We start from the raw sequence: 16943 nt of genomic DNA on the forward strand, positions 1-16943 counted from the left end.
CCACCCTATTTGTATCAGCAAGCGCCGCCGAGCGCAGAGAGAGCCTGTATGACCGTCAACCTCAAAACCCCCGAGGACATCGCTGGCATGCGTGTCGCCGGCAAACTGGCCGCCGATGTGCTGGAAATGATTGCCGAACATGTCAAAGCGGGCGTGACCACCGATCAGTTGAATCAGATCTGCCACGACTATATCGTCAATGTGCAGCAGGCCATCCCTGCCCCGCTCAACTACAAGGGTTACCCGAAGTCGATCTGCACCTCGATCAACCATGTGGTCTGCCATGGCATCCCGAACGACAAGCCACTGAAAAACGGCGATACCCTGAACATTGACGTCACTGTGATCAAGGACGGCTACCACGGCGACACCAGCCGCATGTTCCATGTCGGCGAGGTGCCGGTGTGGGCCGAGCGCCTGTCGCAAGTCACTCAGGAATGCATGTACAAGGCGATCGAGATCGTCAAACCCGGCTGCCGCCTCGGCGACATCGGCGAAGTGATTCAGAAGCACGCGGAAAAGAACGGTTTTTCGGTAGTTCGCGAGTTCTGCGGCCATGGCATCGGCAAGGTATTCCACGAAGAGCCACAGATCCTGCATTACGGTCGCGCGGGCACCGGCATGGAACTGAAAGCCGGCATGACCTTCACCATCGAGCCGATGATCAACCAGGGCAAGGCCGACACCAAGGTACTGGGCGACGGCTGGACCGCGATTACCAAGGACCGCAAGCTCTCGGCGCAGTGGGAACACACCCTGCTGGTCACCGACACGGGCTACGAGATCTTCACCCTGCGCAGCGATGACACCATCGCGCGCGTCTCGGCCTGATACACCAAACGCTCCCAGCTTTTATAGAAGGAAAGCCAATCGATGCCGCAGGTGGATCCCGAACTCTTCGACCGCGGCCAGTTCCAGGCTGAACTGGCGCTCAAAGCGAGTCCTATCGCGGCGTTCAAGAAGGCGATCCGCCAGGCCCGCGAGGTGCTTGACGCGCGTTTTCGCAGCGGCCGCGACATCCGTCGGCTGATCGAAGACCGCGCCTGGTTCGTCGACAACATCCTGCAAAAGGCCTGGGACCAGTTCAACTGGAGCGAAGACGCCGACATCGCGCTGGTCGCGGTCGGCGGCTACGGCCGGGGCGAACTGCACCCCTATTCCGATATCGACTTGCTGATCCTGCTGGACAGCGCCGATCACGAAGTTTTCCGCGATTCCATCGAGCGTTTTCTGACGCTGTTGTGGGACATCGGCCTGGAGGTCGGTCAAAGCGTGCGCTCGGTCGATGAATGTGCCGTTGAGGCCCGTGCCGACCTGACCGTGGTCACCAACCTCATGGAAAGCCGCACCATCTGCGGCCCCGAGCGCCTGCGCCAGCGCATGCTCGAGGTCACCAGCACCGCACACATGTGGCCGGCCAAGGAGTTTTTTCTCGCCAAGCATGCCGAACAGAAGGCCCGTCACCATAAGTACAACGACACCGAGTACAACTTGGAACCCAACGTCAAAGGTTCGCCCGGTGGCCTGCGCGATATTCAGACGATTCTCTGGGTCGCCCGCCGCCAGTACGGCACCCTGAACCTGCGCGCCCTCGCCGGCGAAGGTTTTCTGGTCGAAAGCGAGAACGCCCTACTTGCCTCTTCCCAGGAATTTCTGTGGAAAGTGCGCTATGCCCTGCACATGCTTGCCGGCCGCTCCGAAGATCGCTTGTTGTTCGATCATCAGCGCACCATTGCCGGCCTGCTCGGTTTTGAAGGTGACGACGCCAAACAGGCGGTCGAAAACTTCATGCAGCAGTACTTCCGCACGGTGATGAGCATCGCCCAGTTGAGCGACCTGATCATTCAGCACTTCGAGGAAGTCATTCTCGCCCCGGAAGACGAGGCGCCGCCGCAGCCGATTAACGCGCGCTTCCAGTTGCACGACGGCTACATCGAGGCACGCAACGACAACGTGTTCCGCCGCACGCCGTTCGCCATGTTGGAAATCTTCGTGCTAATGGCCCAGCAGCCGGAAATCAAAGGTGTGCGCGCTGACACCATCCGTCTGCTACGCGAGCATCGTCACCTGATCGACGACAACTTCCGCAACGATATTCGCAACACCAGCCTGTTCATCGAGCTGTTCAAGTGCAAGATCGGTATCCACCGCAACCTGCGGCGAATGAACCGTTACGGCATTCTCGGGCGTTATCTGCCGGAGTTCGGTTTTATCGTCGGGCAGATGCAGCACGACCTGTTCCACATTTATACGGTTGATGCGCACACGCTGAATCTGATCAAGCACCTGCGCAAACTGCAGTACACCCAGGTCTCGGAAAAATTTCCTCTCGCGGCCAAGCTCATGGCCAAGCTGCCCAAGCCCGAACTCATTTACATGGCTGGCCTCTACCATGACATTGGCAAGGGCCGGCATGGCGACCACTCGGAAATCGGCGCGGTCGATGCCGAAGCGTTCTGTCAGCGCCACCAACTGCCGGTGTGGGACAGCCGCCTGATCGTCTGGCTGGTGCAGAACCATCTGGTGATGTCGACCACCGCCCAACGCAAGGATCTGTCCGATCCGCAGGTGATTCACGACTTCGCCCAGGCCGTCGGCGATGAAACCCGCCTCGACTATCTCTATGTGCTGACCGTCGCCGATATCAACGCGACCAACCCGACGCTGTGGAACTCCTGGCGCGCCAGCCTGCTGCGCCAGCTGTATACCGAAACCAAGCGCGCCTTGCGCCGCGGCCTGGAGAACCCGGTGGATCGCGAAGAGCAGATTCGCCAGACCCAGAGCGCCGCACTGGACATTCTGGTGCGCGGCGGCACCGACCCGGACGATGTCGAGCAACTGTGGGCGCAACTGGGCGATGACTATTTCCTGCGGCACACCGCCGGCGACGTGGCCTGGCACAGCGATGCGATCCTGCAGCAACCGGTCAATGGCGGGCCGCTGGTGCTGATCAAGGAAACCACCCAACGCGAGTTCGAGGGTGGCACGCAGATCTTCATTTATGCACCGGACCAACACGACTTCTTCGCTGTGACCGTGGCCGCGATGGACCAGCTCAACCTGAACATTCACGACGCCCGGGTCATTACCTCGAGCAGCCAGTTCACCCTCGACACCTACATCGTGCTCGACAACGACGGCGAGTCGATCGGCGACAATCCGGTGCGGGTCAAACAGATCCGCGAAGGGCTGACCGAAGCCCTGCGCAACCCGGACGACTACCCGACGATCATCCAGCGCCGGGTGCCGCGCCAGCTCAAGCATTTTGCCTTCGCGCCACAGGTGACCATCCATAACGATGCGCAACGCCCGGTGACGGTGCTGGAATTGACCGCACCCGATCGCCCGGGCCTGCTGGCGCGCATCGGCGGGATTTTCCTCGAGTTCGACCTGTCGTTGCAGAACGCCAAGATCGCGACCCTGGGCGAACGGGTCGAAGACGTGTTCTTTATCACCGATGCGCACAACCAGCCGCTGTCCGATCCCTTGCTGTGCAGCCGCTTGCAGGATGCGATCGTTGAACAACTGAGCGTCAATCAGGAACCGGATATCAAGCTGTCCCGAATCAGTATTTGAATTAACCCATTACCCCGGTGGGAAGGATCACTCCGATTCCAGCCTGTAAATCAAATTCCTTGTAGGAGTGAGCCTGCTCGCGATGGCGATGCATCAGCTTGCACAGATATTGAATGTGCAGCCCTCATCGCGAGCAGGCTCACTCCTACAGGTCTGGTGAACGGCCCAGTATCGGCGTTTTGCCCCACTTTGACCGAGGCCCCCATGAACAACGCTCTGAACCAGCTCCAGCCCTACCCGTTCGAAAAGCTCCGCGCACTGCTCGGCACCGTGACCCCAAACCCGGACAAGCGTCCGATCGCCCTGTCGATCGGCGAGCCGAAGCATCGCTCGCCGAGCTTTGTCGCCGAAGCGCTGGCCAATAATCTGGAGCAGATGGCGGTTTATCCGACCACCCTCGGCATCCCGGCGCTGCGTGAAGCCATCGCTGGCTGGTGCGAGCGGCGTTTTGGCGTGCCAAGCGGCTGGGTCGATCCGGCGCGCAACGTGCTGCCGGTCAACGGCACCCGCGAAGCGCTGTTTGCGTTTACCCAGACCGTGGTCAACCGTGGCGACGACGCCCTGGTGGTCAGCCCGAACCCGTTCTATCAGATTTACGAAGGCGCCGCGTTCCTCGCCGGGGCCAAGCCGCACTACCTGCCGTGCCTGGATGAAAACGGCTTCAACCCGGATTTCGATGCGGTGTCGCCGGACATCTGGCAGCGCTGCCAGATCCTGTTCCTGTGCTCGCCGGGCAACCCGACCGGCGCATTGATTCCGGTCGATGTGCTGAAAAAGTTGATCGCCCTGGCCGACCAGTACGATTTTGTGATTGCCGCGGACGAATGCTACAGCGAGCTGTACTTCGACGAGCAGACGCCGCCGCCGGGCCTGCTCAGCGCTTGTGTGGAACTGGGTCGTCAGGACTTCAAGCGTTGCGTGGTGTTCCACAGCCTGTCCAAGCGCTCCAACCTGCCGGGCCTGCGTTCCGGTTTCGTCGCCGGCGACGCCGAGATCCTCAAGGGTTTTCTGCTGTATCGCACCTATCACGGCTGCGCAATGCCGGTGCAAACCCAACTGGCCAGCGTTGCCGCCTGGAACGACGAAGTCCACGTGCGCGCCAACCGCGCGCTGTATCGCGAGAAGTTCGATGCGGTGCTGGCGATTCTTGGCCCGGTGCTGGATGTGCAGCGCCCGGACGGCAGCTTCTACCTGTGGCCGAGCGTGAACGGCGATGACGCGCAGTTCTGCCGCGATCTGTTCGAGCAGGAGCATGTGACCGTGGTGCCGGGCTCGTACCTTTCGCGCAAGGTCGATGGCGTCAATCCGGGGGCCGGCCGCGTGCGCATGGCACTGGTTGCGCCGCTGGCCGAGTGTGTCGAAGCGGCTGAGCGTATTCGCGATTTCATCCAGCGTCGCCGCTGAGGCCTGAGCGCCTGTGTCGGGCAATCCGGCACAGGCGCTGCAAATATCGCGTAACAGTTCGCCCGATCTTATTTCCCGTCCCTGCGCCGGCCAGACGTTAGTCTTGGGCTGCGCGGTTCGCCGCGTCTCAAAAACCACCGCTCCAGACTTCATGGAAGAAGTGAAATGCAAGAACTCCTGGATTGCCAACTCCTACAGTGGCCAGACGATCAGGCAGCCTACGCGGCCGCCATCAGCGAAAATCCGGCGAATGCCGACAGCGATCGCACCAGCGGTACGCGGCGCAAGCGCGCCGTGCTCAACTACTCGAAATTGTGGGCCAACGGCCGCACGCTGAAGATTGCCTTCATGGATGCGCCCGAGCCTGATCACCAAAGCAAAATCATCGCCGCGGCCAGCCGTTGGTTGCCGTACATCAACCTCAAGTTTGAATTCGTCGAAGAGCGCCAGGGCGATATTCGCATCGCCACAAAAAACAATGACAACAGCGCCATGCTCGGCACCGATGCGCTGCTGATTCATCCTGACCATCCAACCATGAATCTGGGGGTCAGCCCCGACCATGTCGACTTCGAGGTGATCGTCACCCACGAGTTCGGTCATGCACTGGGCGCCCTGCATGAACACCAGCATCCCCAGGCGAACATTCCGTGGGATAAGCCCAAGGTGTATGAGTTTTATCAGAATCGGCAGATGAATCCGCTGACCCGCGAACAGGTCGACCGCAACCTCTTTGCCTCCTTCGATACGCTCGATGCGATTTACACCGCCTATGACAAGCACTCGATCATGCATCACCCGGTGGCGAACACATTGACCTTGGGCGACTGGGAATTACCGGTCAACCGCAAGATCAGCAAGAAGGACAAACGCCTGATGCGACTGCTCTATCCTAGGTAACGCCGTTTATTTGACCTGCCCCAGGTTGGCCTCGCTCAAATCAAGCTCTCCCAACACTTCCCTGAGCACATCGTCGCCGATCTGGTGCTGGCGGCTCAGCCGGTACAACTCCAGGCGTTGCGCGCGCAGCGCCTTCAGACGCAGCCGACGTTCCAGCAGATCCATCTGGAACGCCAGGGCCTGGGCTTCGGCGGAGTCATTGAAGACATCGAGTTGATGGCGATACTCGGACATGATTCGCGCCTTGAGCTCAGCGGACAGTGCCGCCTGCGCCGCATCCTGAGGCACCACTTCTTCGGTTTCCAGCGAGTGGATCGCGGCTTCGGCGGTTTTGCGCCAGGCATCGCGCACTTCCTGGCGGCGTTTATCGTCCGGGCTTTTTTCGATCCCGCGCAGTAACAAGGGCAAGGCGATACACGCCGACACCAGCGACAGCAGAATCACCCCGGCCGCGATAAAGATCAGCAGGTCTCGCTCGGGAAACGCCTGCGCGCCCATCAACATTGGCACCGACATCACGCCTGCCAGCGTTACCGCCCCGCGCACGCCACCGACCGTCAGCAACCAGCAGGAACGCGCCGTCGGCACTTGCGTCAGCTCGCCTTTGCCGCGCAAACGCCGCAGCAGTACCGACAAGCGCCAGATGCTTTGCACCCAGACAAACCGCAGCAACACCAGCGCGAGGAAAATCGCCAGCACATCGAGGCAACGGTAGAACAGCGTCGGCCACAGCGTCGGCTCGTGACTGACCACCGCTTTGATGATGTCCGGCAATTGCAGGCCGAGCAGCAGAAAGATCAGGCCATTGAAGGCGAACTCCAGCAGCGACCAGACACTGCGATTGAGCAACCGGGTGCTGGTCTGCCGTGGCAGCAGGTCGAGCCAGCTCTGCATCATCCCCGCTGCGACCGCCGAAAGAATGCCCGATGCGCCCAGGCGCTCGGCCAATACATAAGCAGCGAAGGGCAACAGCAACATGAACACTACGTGAGTAGCCGGATCATCCCAGCCACGGGCGATCATCCACACGCGCAGGCGTCCAACCAGCCAGCTCAGCGCCACGCCGACCGCCAGACCACCCAGCGCCACCGCGACGAAGGTCAGGCTGGCGTTGGTCAGCGAGAACACCCCCGTCACCGCCGCTGCCAGGGCGAACTTGAAAGTCACCAGACCGGAGGCGTCGTTCATCAGCGCCTCGCCCTGCAGCATGTGCATCAGCGGCGTCGGCAAGCGGTTCTGCGCAATCGCTGAAACCGCTACGGCGTCGGTGGGCGACAATACGGCCGCCAAGGCAAAGGCTACTGGCAGCGGAATCGTCGGCAACAGCCAATGAATGAAATAGCCGGCACCGACCACGGTGAACAAAACAAGGCCCACGGCCAGGGTCAGAATCGGCCCGCGCAATTGCCAGAGCGCGCGTTTGGGCATGCGCCAGCCGTCGGAAAACAGCAACGGCGGCAGGAACAGAAACAGGAACAGCTCCGGATCGAGGGCCACGTGCAGGCCCAGCGTCGGCCAGGCCAACAAGGCGCCGGCGGCGATTTGCACCAAAGGCAGCGGCAGCGGGATGACCCGGCCAACCAGTCGCGAGACGCTGACCAGCATCAGCAGGATCAGGACGGTGTAAGCAGTTTGCATAAAGCAGTATCTCAGGCGATCGACAGCGTTGAACTGCCATATTAGCGCCTTAGGCTGTGGATGACCGTTGCACCTATGTCGCACGGCTGGAACGCAACTCCCTTGTGGGAGCGAGCCTGCTCGCGAAAGCGGTGCAAGATTCACCATCAATGTCGACTGACACACCCCCTTCGCGAGCAGGCTCGCTCCCACAGGTTTTACAGCGTTACGACAACCGTGGCCGACGAAACCGTTTGGTCATGGCATAATCCGTCACCATTTTTCTCCAGCACCTGTAAAGGGGGCGATTCCTTGGCCGTTTCAAGTAAAACGTTGCACCTTTTCGGCATCAAAGCCTGCGACACCATGAAGAAGGCGCGCACCTGGCTCGATGAACACGCTGTCAGCTACGACTTTCACGATTACAAAACGGCCGGTATCGACCGTGCGCACCTGACGCAATGGTGTGACGAGCACGGCTGGCAAACGGTGTTGAACCGTGCAGGCACGACCTTTCGCAGACTCGACGACGAACGCAAAGCCGATCTCGACCAGTCGAAAGCCATCGAACTGATGCTCGCGCAACCCTCGATGATCAAGCGCCCGGTGCTCGATCTCGGTGACCGAACCCTGATTGGCTTCAAGCCAGACATCTACGCGGCCGCTCTGAAGTAAGCAGCCCGTCACTCTATGTAGAGGTATTCACATGTCCAATTCCCTGTTCAGCATCGCCTTTGGTGTCGGCACTCAGAACCGTCAAGGCGCCTGGCTGGAAGTGTTCTACGCACAGCCATTGCTCAACCCTTCGGCTGAGCTGGCCGCCGCCGTTGCGCCGATCCTCGGTTACACCGAAGGCAACCAGGCCATCACCTTCACCACTGCGCAGGCTGCGCAACTGGCTGAAGCGGTCAAAGGCATCGACGCCGTGCAAGGCAAGCTGCTGACCCGTCTGGCCGAAAGCCACAAGCCGCTGGTCGCCACCCTTCTGGCCGAAGACACGCAACTGACCTCCACGCCTGAGGCCTACCTCAAGCTGCATCTGTTGTCGCATCGCCTGGTCAAGCCGCATGGCGTCAGCCTGGCCGGCATCTTCCCGCTGCTGCCGAACGTGGCCTGGACCAGCCAGGGCGCGATCGACCTGAGCGAACTGGCCGAAATGCAACTCGAAGCGCGTCTGCGCGGTGAGCTGCTGGAAGTGTTCTCGGTGGACAAGTTCCCGAAAATGACCGATTACGTGGTTCCGGCCGGTGTGCGTATCGCTGACGCCGCGCGCCTGCGTCTGGGCGCTTACGTGGGCGAAGGCACCACCGTCATGCACGAAGGTTTCATCAATTTCAACGCCGGTACCGAAGGCCCGGGCATGATCGAAGGCCGTGTCTCCGCTGGCGTGTTTGTCGGCAAGGGTTCGGACCTGGGCGGCGGTTGCTCGACCATGGGCACCCTGTCGGGCGGCGGCAACATCGTGATCAAGGTTGGCGAAGGCTGCCTGATCGGCGCCAACGCCGGTATCGGTATTCCGTTGGGCGACCGCACCACGGTCGAGTCGGGCCTGTACGTGACGGCCGGCACCAAGGTGGCGCTGCTCGATGAGCACAACAATCTGGTTCAGGTTGTTAAAGCGCGTGAGCTGGCCGGCCAGACCGACCTGCTGTTCCGTCGCAATTCGCAAACCGGTGCGGTGGAGTGCAAGACCCACAAATCGGCGATCGAACTGAACGAAGCGCTGCACGCTCACAACTAAGCAGCCATACGATCGATCCCCTGTGGGAGCGGGCTTGCCCGCGAAGGCGTCCTGTCAGTAACAACTGTGCAGAATGACACTACGCTTTCGCGAGCAAGCCCGCTCCCACAAGGTCCGGTACACCCCGCCCAATTTCACAGGGCTGAACAGATGATGATTCCCTCCCCGTGGCGCGCCGACTTTCCGGCCATCGCCGCCCTGCAACGGCAAGACCAGACCTATCTGGACAATGCCGCCACCACGCAGAAACCCCAGGCTTTGCTCGACGCCCTGACGCATTACTACGCCAATGGCGCGGCCAATGTGCACCGTGCGCAACACTTGCCCGGCGCCCATGCCACGCAGGCGTTCGAAGACAGTCGGCTGAAGGTTGCGCAGTGGCTGAACGCAGGCGATAGCGGCCAGATCATCTTCACCCATGGCGCCACCAGTGCGCTGAACCTCTTGGCTTATGGCCTGGAGCATCTTTTCCAGCCGGGCGATGAGATCGTCATCAGCGCGCTGGAGCATCACGCCAACCTGCTGCCGTGGCAGCAACTGGCACAGCGTCGCCAGCTGAAACTGGTGATCCTGCCACTGGATGCCGACGGCCTGATCGACCTCGCCGCCGCCGTGCACTTGATCGGCCCGCGCACTCGCTTGCTGGCGGTCAGCCAGTTGTCCAACGTGCTTGGTGCCTGGCAGCCACTGACCGCTTTGCTGGGCATGGCCAAGGCGCAGAACGCATTGACCGTGGTAGATGGGGCGCAAGGCGTGGTGCATGGCCGGCATGATGTGCAGGCGCTGGGTTGCGACTTCTATGTATTTTCCAGCCACAAGCTGTATGGCCCGGATGGCCTCGGCGTGCTGTTCGGGCGCAACGCTGCGCTTGAGCAGTTACAGCCATGGCAGTTCGGCGGCGAGATGGTGCTGGAAGCCAACTATCAAGACTCGCGCTTTCGCCCGGCGCCACTGGGTTTCGAGGCCGGCACACCGCCGATTGCCAGCGTGATCGGCCTCGGTGCGACCCTTGATTACCTGGCCGGCCTGGACCAGGACGCGGTGTCCGCCCATGAAGCGGCACTGCACGACTATCTGCTGCGCGGCCTCGCCGCACGCAACGGCATTCGTCTGCTGGGCAAGCCGCAATTGGCGCTGGCCAGTTTTGTTGTCGAAGGCGTGCATAACGCCGATCTGGCGCACCTGTTGACCGAGCAAGGCATCGCCGTGCGCGCCGGGCACCATTGCGCCATGCCATTGATGAAAAGCTTCGAACTGGCCGGCGCGATTCGCGTGTCGCTGGCGCTGTACAACGATTCCGAGGACCTGGAGCGCTTCTTTGAAGCCCTCGACCAGGCGCTGGAGATGCTGCGATGACGTTGCCGGCTGAAGCCGCCGACGCCCTGCAAACCTTCCAGAGCGCCGCGGGCTGGGAGCAGCGGGCGCGATTGCTGATGCAGTTTGGCGATCACTTGCCAGCGTTGAGCGAGACGGATAAGTGCGAGGCCAATCGCGTGCATGGCTGTGAAAGCCTGGTGTGGCTGGTCGGCGAGTTGCGCGACGGCCACTGGCAATTTGCAGCGAGCAGCGATGCGCGGATGATTCGTGGCTTGGTGGCGTTACTGCTGTTGCGGGTCAACGGGCTGTCGGCGGCTGCGTTACGGCAGGTCGATTTGCCGGACTGGTTTAATCAGTTGGGGCTGTCGCGGCAGTTGTCGCCGTCGCGCAGTAATGGGTTGAATGCGGTGCTCACTCGGATGAATGAGTTAGCCAAATAACAGCGGCTGCTTCGCAGCCATCGCGAGCAGGCTCACTCCTACAATTTGAAACGCGTTCCCCTGTAGGAGTGAGCCTGCTCGCGATTGGGTCTTCAGCCCGGACATCAAGCCTGAGGTTTAACCCGGTCCGAAGGCCGCCGCACCCCCGCCACAATCTTGTCCACCGCCTTGGTCGCCGCGACCATGCCGAACGTCGCCGTCACCATCATCACCGCACCAAAACCGCCGGCGCAGTCGAGCTTGACGCCGTCACCGACAAAACTCTTCTGCAAACAAATGCTGCCATCCGGTTTCGGGTAGCGCAGTTGTTCAGTGGAGAACACACACGGCACGCTGTAATGGCGGGTCATGGTGCGGGAGAAGCCGTAATCGCGGCGCAAGGTCGAGCGCACTTTCGAGGCCAGCGGATCGTTGAAGGTACGGTTGAGATCGCAGACTTGAATCAGCGTCGGATCAATCTGTCCGCCTGCACCGCCAGTGGTGATGATCTGGATCTTGCGGCGTTTGCACCAGGCAATCAGTGCCGCTTTGGCGTTGACCGCGTCGATGCAGTCGATCACGCAGTCGATGTCCGGCGTGATGTATTCGGCCATGGTCTCGCGGGTAACGAAGTCGGCGACGGCGTGCACGGTGCAATCGGGGTTGATTCCGCGCAAACGCTCGGCCATCACCTCGACCTTGGGCTTGCCGACGGTGCTGTCGAGCGCGTGCAATTGGCGGTTGGCGTTGCTGACGCAAACGTCATCCAGGTCAAACAGCGAAATCTCGCCGACGCCGCAGCGGGCAATGGCTTCCGCCGCCCAGGAACCGACGCCGCCAACGCCGACGATCGCCACATGGGCCGCGCGCAAGCGCTCCATGCCTTCGATGCCATATAAACGGGCGATGCCTGCAAACCGCGGATCTTCTGTACTCATGACCATTACCCCAAAAACCGGCGCGCATTATAGGGCCAGACAGCGACAAGTTTTAACCGTCGAGCTGCAAGTGTAAGAACTTAAGTCAGAGTCGGCTGCCCAAAGTCAGGTATTTCGCCGTCTGATGTACGACGGGTGAATTGCCGGTGTAGGATGCGCGCCCTCTGGCGTCTAGCCGACCGATCCTCCGTTCCACAGCCTTTGGAACCCGAAACAGCTATGTCATCGCGTAAATTTGGACTCAACCTGGTAGTGGTGCTGGCCATCGCTGCCCTGTTCACCGGTTTCTGGGCATTGGTCAACCGCCCGGTCTCGGCGCCGAACTGGCCACAGCAAATCTCCGGCTTCTCCTATTCGCCGTTCCAGCAGGGACAATACCCGCAAAAGGATCAGTACCCGTCTGATGACGAGATGCGCCGTGATCTGGAGATCATGAGCAAGCTGACCGACAACATCCGCATCTATTCGGTCGACGGTTCGCTGCAGAACATCCCGAAACTGGCTGAAGAGTTCGGCCTGCGCGTCACCCTCGGAATCTGGATCAGCCCCGACCAGGAGCGCAACGAGCGGGAAATCAGCAAAGCCATCGAACTGGCCAACACCTCGCGCAGCGTGGTGCGGGTGGTGGTCGGTAACGAGGCGTTGTTCCGCGAAGAGATTACCCCTGAAGCCTTGATCGTCCTGCTGGATCGCGTGCGTGCCGCCGTCAAGGTTCCGGTGACCACGTCCGAGCAGTGGCACATCTGGGAGAAATACCCGCAACTGGCCAAACACGTCGACCTGATCGCCGCCCACGTTCTGCCCTACTGGGAATTTATTCCGGTGGACAAGGCCGGCCAGTTCGTTCTGGATCGCGCTCGCGATCTGAAAAAGCTCTTCCCCAAAAAACCGTTGCTGTTGTCTGAAGTCGGCTGGCCGAGCAACGGGCGCATGCGCGGTGGCGCCGATGCGTCGCCAGCCGATCAGGCGATCTACCTGCGCACGCTGGTCAACAAGCTCAACCGCCAGGGCTTCAACTATTTCGTGATCGAAGCCTTCGACCAGCCGTGGAAGGCCAGTGACGAAGGCTCGGTTGGCGCTTATTGGGGCGTGTTCAACGCCGCGCGTCAGCAGAAATTCAATTTCGAAGGCCCGGTCGTCGCGATTCCGCAATGGCGCGTGCTGGCCATCGGTTCCGTGGTGCTCGCGCTGCTGTCGCTGACCCTGTTGATGATCGACGGTTCGGCCCTGCGCCAGCGTGGTCGCACGTTCCTGACCTTTATCGCGTTTCTGTGTGGTTCGGTGTTGGTGTGGATCGGCTACGACTACAGCCAGCAATACAGCACGTGGTTCAGCCTGACGGTCGGCTTCCTGCTCGCGCTCGGCGCGCTGGGTGTGTTCATCGTTTTGCTGACCGAAGCCCACGAGCTGGCCGAAGCGGTGTGGATTCATAAACGCCGGCGCGAATTTCTGCCAGTGCTGGGTGATTCCGATTACCGGCCAAAAGTCTCGATCCACGTGCCCTGCTACAACGAGCCGCCGGAGATGGTCAAACAGACCCTCGACGCCTTGGCCAATCTCGATTACCCGGACTTCGAAGTCCTGATCATCGACAACAACACCAAGGACCCGGCCGTCTGGGAACCGGTGCGCGATTACTGCGCCACCCTCGGCCCGCGCTTCAAGTTCTTCCACGTATCGCCACTGGCCGGTTTCAAGGGCGGCGCGCTGAATTACCTGATCCCGCATACCGCCAAGGATGCCGAAGTCATTGCGGTGATCGACTCCGATTATTGCGTGCACCCGAACTGGCTCAAGCACATGGTGCCGCACTTCGCCGATCCGAAAATCGCCGTGGTGCAGTCGCCGCAGGATTATCGCGACCAAAACGAAAGCACCTTCAAGAAGCTCTGCTACGCCGAGTACAAAGGCTTCTTCCACATTGGCATGGTCACCCGCAACGACCGGGACGCGATCATCCAGCACGGCACCATGACCATGACCCGGCGCTCGGTACTGGAAGAACTGGGCTGGGCCGACTGGTGCATTTGTGAAGACGCCGAACTGGGTCTGCGTGTGTTCGAAAAAGGCCTGTCGGCGGCGTATTACCATGACAGCTACGGCAAGGGCCTGATGCCCGACACCTTCATCGACTTCAAGAAACAGCGCTTCCGCTGGGCGTACGGCGCGATCCAGATCATCAAGCGCCACACCCGCAGCCTGCTGCGCGGCAAGGACACCGAACTGACGCGCGGCCAGCGCTATCACTTCCTCGCCGGCTGGCTGCCGTGGGTCGCCGATGGCATGAACATCTTCTTCACCGTCGGCGCGTTGCTGTGGTCGGCGGCGATGATCATCGTGCCGCAACGGGTCGATCCGCCGTTGCTGATTTTCGCGATCCCGCCGCTGGCGCTGTTCGTGTTCAAGGTCGGCAAGATCATCTTTCTTTATCGCCGCGCCGTCGGTGTGAATCTGAAGGATGCGTTCTGCGCGGCACTGGCCGGGCTGGCGTTGTCGCACACCATCGCCAAAGCGGTGCTGTACGGTTTCTTCACCAGCAGCATTCCGTTCTTCCGCACGCCGAAAAACGCCGACAACCATGGCTTCTGGGTGGCGATTTCCGAAGCGCGGGAAGAGCTGTTCATCATGCTGCTGTTGTGGGGCGCGGCGCTGGGGATCTATCTGGTCAACGGCATGCCGAGCAACGACATGCGCTTCTGGGTCGCCATGTTGCTGGTGCAGTCGCTGCCGTACGTGGCGGCGCTGATCATGGCGTTTCTGTCGTCGCTGCCAAAACCTGCAGCGGTGGCGGAACCGGCGCCGGTCGTCTAAATCCGTACCGATGCACTAAACGGCGGCCAATGGTCGCCGTTTTGCTTTAAGATAACCGCCATTTTGCGGGGCTTGGCGCGGCATCCGGTCTGACTGACGGAACTGCCCCTGTGGGAGCGAGCCTGCTCGCGAAGGCTTGGTAACATTCAACCTTTAAGTTGTCTGATACACCGCTTTCGCGAGCAGGCTCGCTCCCACACTAGAAGCCAAGCCCATACCCCATGATCCGGAGTTTTCCATGACGGCCCACGCCGACCTATCGCCGACCCTTCAACTGGCCATCGACCTGATCCGCCGTCCTTCCGTGACCCCGGTCGATGCTGACTGCCAGAAGCAGATGATGCAGCGCCTGGGCGATGCCGGCTTCACCCTGGAGCCGATGCGCATCGAAGATGTGGATAACTTTTGGGCCACTCACGGCAGCAACGAGGGCCCGGTGCTTTGCTTCGCCGGCCACACCGATGTAGTGCCGACGGGTCCGGTCACCGCGTGGCAGATCGATCCATTCAACGCCGTGATCGACGAGCACGGCATGCTCTGCGGTCGTGGCGCAGCGGACATGAAAGGCAGCCTGGCATCGATGACCGTCGCCGCCGAACGCTTCGTTGCGGATTACCCGAACCACAAGGGCAGGGTCGCCTTCCTGATCACCAGCGACGAAGAAGGCCCGGCGCATCACGGCACCAAAGCCGTGGTCGAGCGCCTCGTTGCGCGCAACGAGCGTCTGGACTGGTGCATCGTTGGCGAGCCATCGAGCACCACGCTGGTCGGCGATGTGGTGAAAAACGGCCGTCGCGGCTCCCTCGGCGCCAAGCTCACGGTCAAAGGCGTGCAAGGTCACGTGGCCTACCCGCATCTGGCGAAGAACCCGATCCACCTCGCCGCTCCGGCACTGGCAGAACTGGCCGCCGAGCATTGGGACCACGGCAACGATTTCTTCCCGCCGACCAGTTTCCAGATTTCCAACCTCAATTCCGGCACCGGCGCGACCAACGTGATTCCGGGCGATCTGGTGGCGGTGTTCAACTTCCGTTTTTCCACAAAATCCACTGTCGAAGGCCTGCAGAAACGCGTTGCCGACATTCTCGACAAACACGGTCTGGACTGGCACATCGACTGGGCGCTGTCTGGTCTGCCGTTCCTCACCGAGCCGGGCGCGTTGCTCGATGCCGTGTCATCGAGCATCAAGGACATCACCGGTCGCGAAACCAAGGCGTCGACCAGCGGCGGTACATCCGATGGCCGCTTCATCGCGACCATGGGCACGCAAGTGGTTGAGCTGGGGCCGGTCAACGCGACCATTCACCAGGTCAACGAACGCGTACTGGCGGCGGATCTCGACGTGCTGACCGAGATCTACTACCAGACCCTGATCAAGTTGCTTGCCTGATGCTTGCGTGCCCGATCTGTAGTGAACCGCTCAACGCGGTAGACAACGGCGTAGTCTGCCCCGCCGGGCATCGTTTCGACCGCGCGCGCCAGGGTTATCTGAACCTGCTGCCGGTGCAGCACAAGAACAGCCGCGACCCCGGCGACAATCAGGCAATGGTCGAGGCGCGGCGTGATTTCCTCAACGCCGGGCATTACGCGCCGGTCGCCAGGCGTCTGGCGGAACTGGCGGCCGGTTATGCGCCGCAGCGCTGGGTCGACATCGGTTGTGGCGAGGGTTACTACACCGCGCAAATCGCCGAGGCTCTGCCCAACGCCGATGGCTACGCGCTGGATATCTCGCGCGAAGCCGTCAAACGCGCCTGCAAGCGCAATCCGGCGATCACCTGGTTGATTGCCAGCATGGCACGTGTGCCGTTGGCCTCGGGCAGTTGCCAGTTTCTGGCGAGTGTTTTCAGTCCGCTGGACTGGGAAGAGGCCAAGCGCTTGCTCAGCGTCGGCGGCGGCCTGATGAAAGTCGGCCCGACCCGCGGCCATCTGATGGAACTGCGCGAACGCCTGTACGACGAAGTGCGCGAATACACCGATGACAAGCACCTGGCCCTGGTGCCTGAGGGCATGGCGTTGGCGCACAGTGAAACCCTGGAGTTCAAGCTGACGCTGGACAAGCCTGAGGATCGCGCCAACCTGTTGGCGATGACGCCCCACGGCTGGCGCGCCAGTGCCGAACGCCGCGCAGCGGTGATCGAACAGGCCGAGCCGTTCGTGACCACCGTGTCGATGCGCTACGATTATTTCGTTCTTCAATAACTTTTGGTCTCGGGCACAGGC

13 protein-coding genes are annotated in these 16943 nt (G+C 61.2%); 11 read left to right on the forward strand and 2 right to left on the reverse strand.

All coding sequences use genetic code 11. The annotated features are described in order from the left end of the window. The first annotated feature begins 48 nt into the window (after nt 1-48). The 4 genes from map to HU739_RS12030 all read left to right on the forward strand — a co-directional run bounded on the left by map (nt 49) and on the right by HU739_RS12030 (nt 5880). A complete protein-coding gene (gene map, locus HU739_RS12015; RefSeq protein ID WP_186550172.1) occupies nt 49-831 on the forward strand; it encodes a type I methionyl aminopeptidase in 783 nt (260 codons plus the stop codon). A gap of 42 nt (nt 832-873) precedes the next feature. Further along, nucleotides 874-3576, forward strand: a complete 2703-nt coding sequence (locus HU739_RS12020) for a [protein-PII] uridylyltransferase (RefSeq protein WP_186550170.1) — start codon at nt 874-876, stop codon at nt 3574-3576. A gap of 204 nt (nt 3577-3780) precedes the next feature. Continuing rightward, nucleotides 3781-4980 carry a succinyldiaminopimelate transaminase gene (dapC, locus tag HU739_RS12025; RefSeq protein ID WP_186550168.1) on the forward strand — a complete coding sequence of 400 codons (1200 nt, stop codon included), beginning with the start codon at nt 3781-3783 and terminating at the stop codon, nt 4978-4980. A 165-nt stretch (nt 4981-5145) separates the two neighbouring features. Next, on the forward strand, nt 5146-5880 hold the full coding sequence (locus HU739_RS12030; protein WP_186550166.1) for a M12 family metallopeptidase: 735 nt from the start codon (nt 5146-5148) through the stop codon (nt 5878-5880). Nucleotides 5881-5886: 6 nt separating this feature from the next. Here HU739_RS12030 and HU739_RS12035 read toward each other — a convergent pair whose 3' ends face one another. Next, nucleotides 5887-7518, reverse strand: coding sequence for a Na+/H+ antiporter (locus tag HU739_RS12035; protein ID WP_186550164.1), 1632 nt, complete (start codon nt 7516-7518; stop codon nt 5887-5889). Between the two features lie 291 nt (nt 7519-7809). Here HU739_RS12035 and HU739_RS12040 point away from each other — a divergent pair, with 291 nt between their 5' ends. From HU739_RS12040 to HU739_RS12055, 4 genes are all read left to right on the forward strand, one after another. Further along, entirely contained in the window at nt 7810-8172 is a 363-nt protein-coding gene (locus HU739_RS12040; protein ID WP_189684498.1) for an ArsC family reductase, read from the forward strand. A 31-nt stretch (nt 8173-8203) separates the two neighbouring features. After that, on the forward strand, nt 8204-9238 hold the full coding sequence (gene dapD, locus HU739_RS12045) for a 2,3,4,5-tetrahydropyridine-2,6-dicarboxylate N-succinyltransferase (protein WP_186550160.1): 1035 nt from the start codon (nt 8204-8206) through the stop codon (nt 9236-9238). 150 nt (nt 9239-9388) lie between these two features. Next, the gene (locus tag HU739_RS12050) at nt 9389-10594 is read left to right on the forward strand and encodes an aminotransferase class V-fold PLP-dependent enzyme (RefSeq protein ID WP_186550158.1); all 1206 of its coding nucleotides are present in this window, start codon (nt 9389-9391) and stop codon (nt 10592-10594) included. Beyond that, the gene (locus HU739_RS12055; RefSeq protein WP_186550157.1) at nt 10591-10995 is read left to right on the forward strand and encodes a SufE family protein; all 405 of its coding nucleotides are present in this window, start codon (nt 10591-10593) and stop codon (nt 10993-10995) included. Before HU739_RS12050 ends, HU739_RS12055 begins: the two co-directional genes overlap by 4 nt. 104 nt (nt 10996-11099) lie before the next feature. Here HU739_RS12055 and tcdA read toward each other — a convergent pair whose 3' ends face one another. Then, nucleotides 11100-11918 carry a tRNA cyclic N6-threonylcarbamoyladenosine(37) synthase TcdA gene (gene tcdA, locus HU739_RS12060; protein ID WP_186550155.1) on the reverse strand — a complete coding sequence of 273 codons (819 nt, stop codon included), beginning with the start codon at nt 11916-11918 and terminating at the stop codon, nt 11100-11102. Nucleotides 11919-12131: 213 nt separating this feature from the next. Between tcdA and HU739_RS12065 the strand changes: the two genes are divergently transcribed. The 3 genes from HU739_RS12065 to HU739_RS12075 all read left to right on the forward strand — a co-directional run bounded on the left by HU739_RS12065 (nt 12132) and on the right by HU739_RS12075 (nt 16922). Then, on the forward strand, nt 12132-14723 hold the full coding sequence (locus HU739_RS12065) for a glycosyltransferase (protein ID WP_186550153.1): 2592 nt from the start codon (nt 12132-12134) through the stop codon (nt 14721-14723). A gap of 238 nt (nt 14724-14961) precedes the next feature. Beyond that, on the forward strand, nt 14962-16113 hold the full coding sequence (gene dapE / locus HU739_RS12070; RefSeq protein WP_186550150.1) for a succinyl-diaminopimelate desuccinylase: 1152 nt from the start codon (nt 14962-14964) through the stop codon (nt 16111-16113). Continuing rightward, nucleotides 16113-16922 (forward strand): putative RNA methyltransferase, encoded by an 810-nt coding sequence (locus HU739_RS12075; protein WP_186550148.1) that lies wholly within the window; start codon nt 16113-16115, stop codon nt 16920-16922. Before dapE ends, HU739_RS12075 begins: the two co-directional genes overlap by 1 nt. Nucleotides 16923-16943: the final 21 nt, after the last annotated feature.

The sequence above is a fragment of the Pseudomonas hamedanensis genome (genome assembly GCF_014268595.2).
Classification (GTDB): Bacteria; Pseudomonadota; Gammaproteobacteria; order Pseudomonadales; family Pseudomonadaceae; genus Aquipseudomonas; species Aquipseudomonas hamedanensis.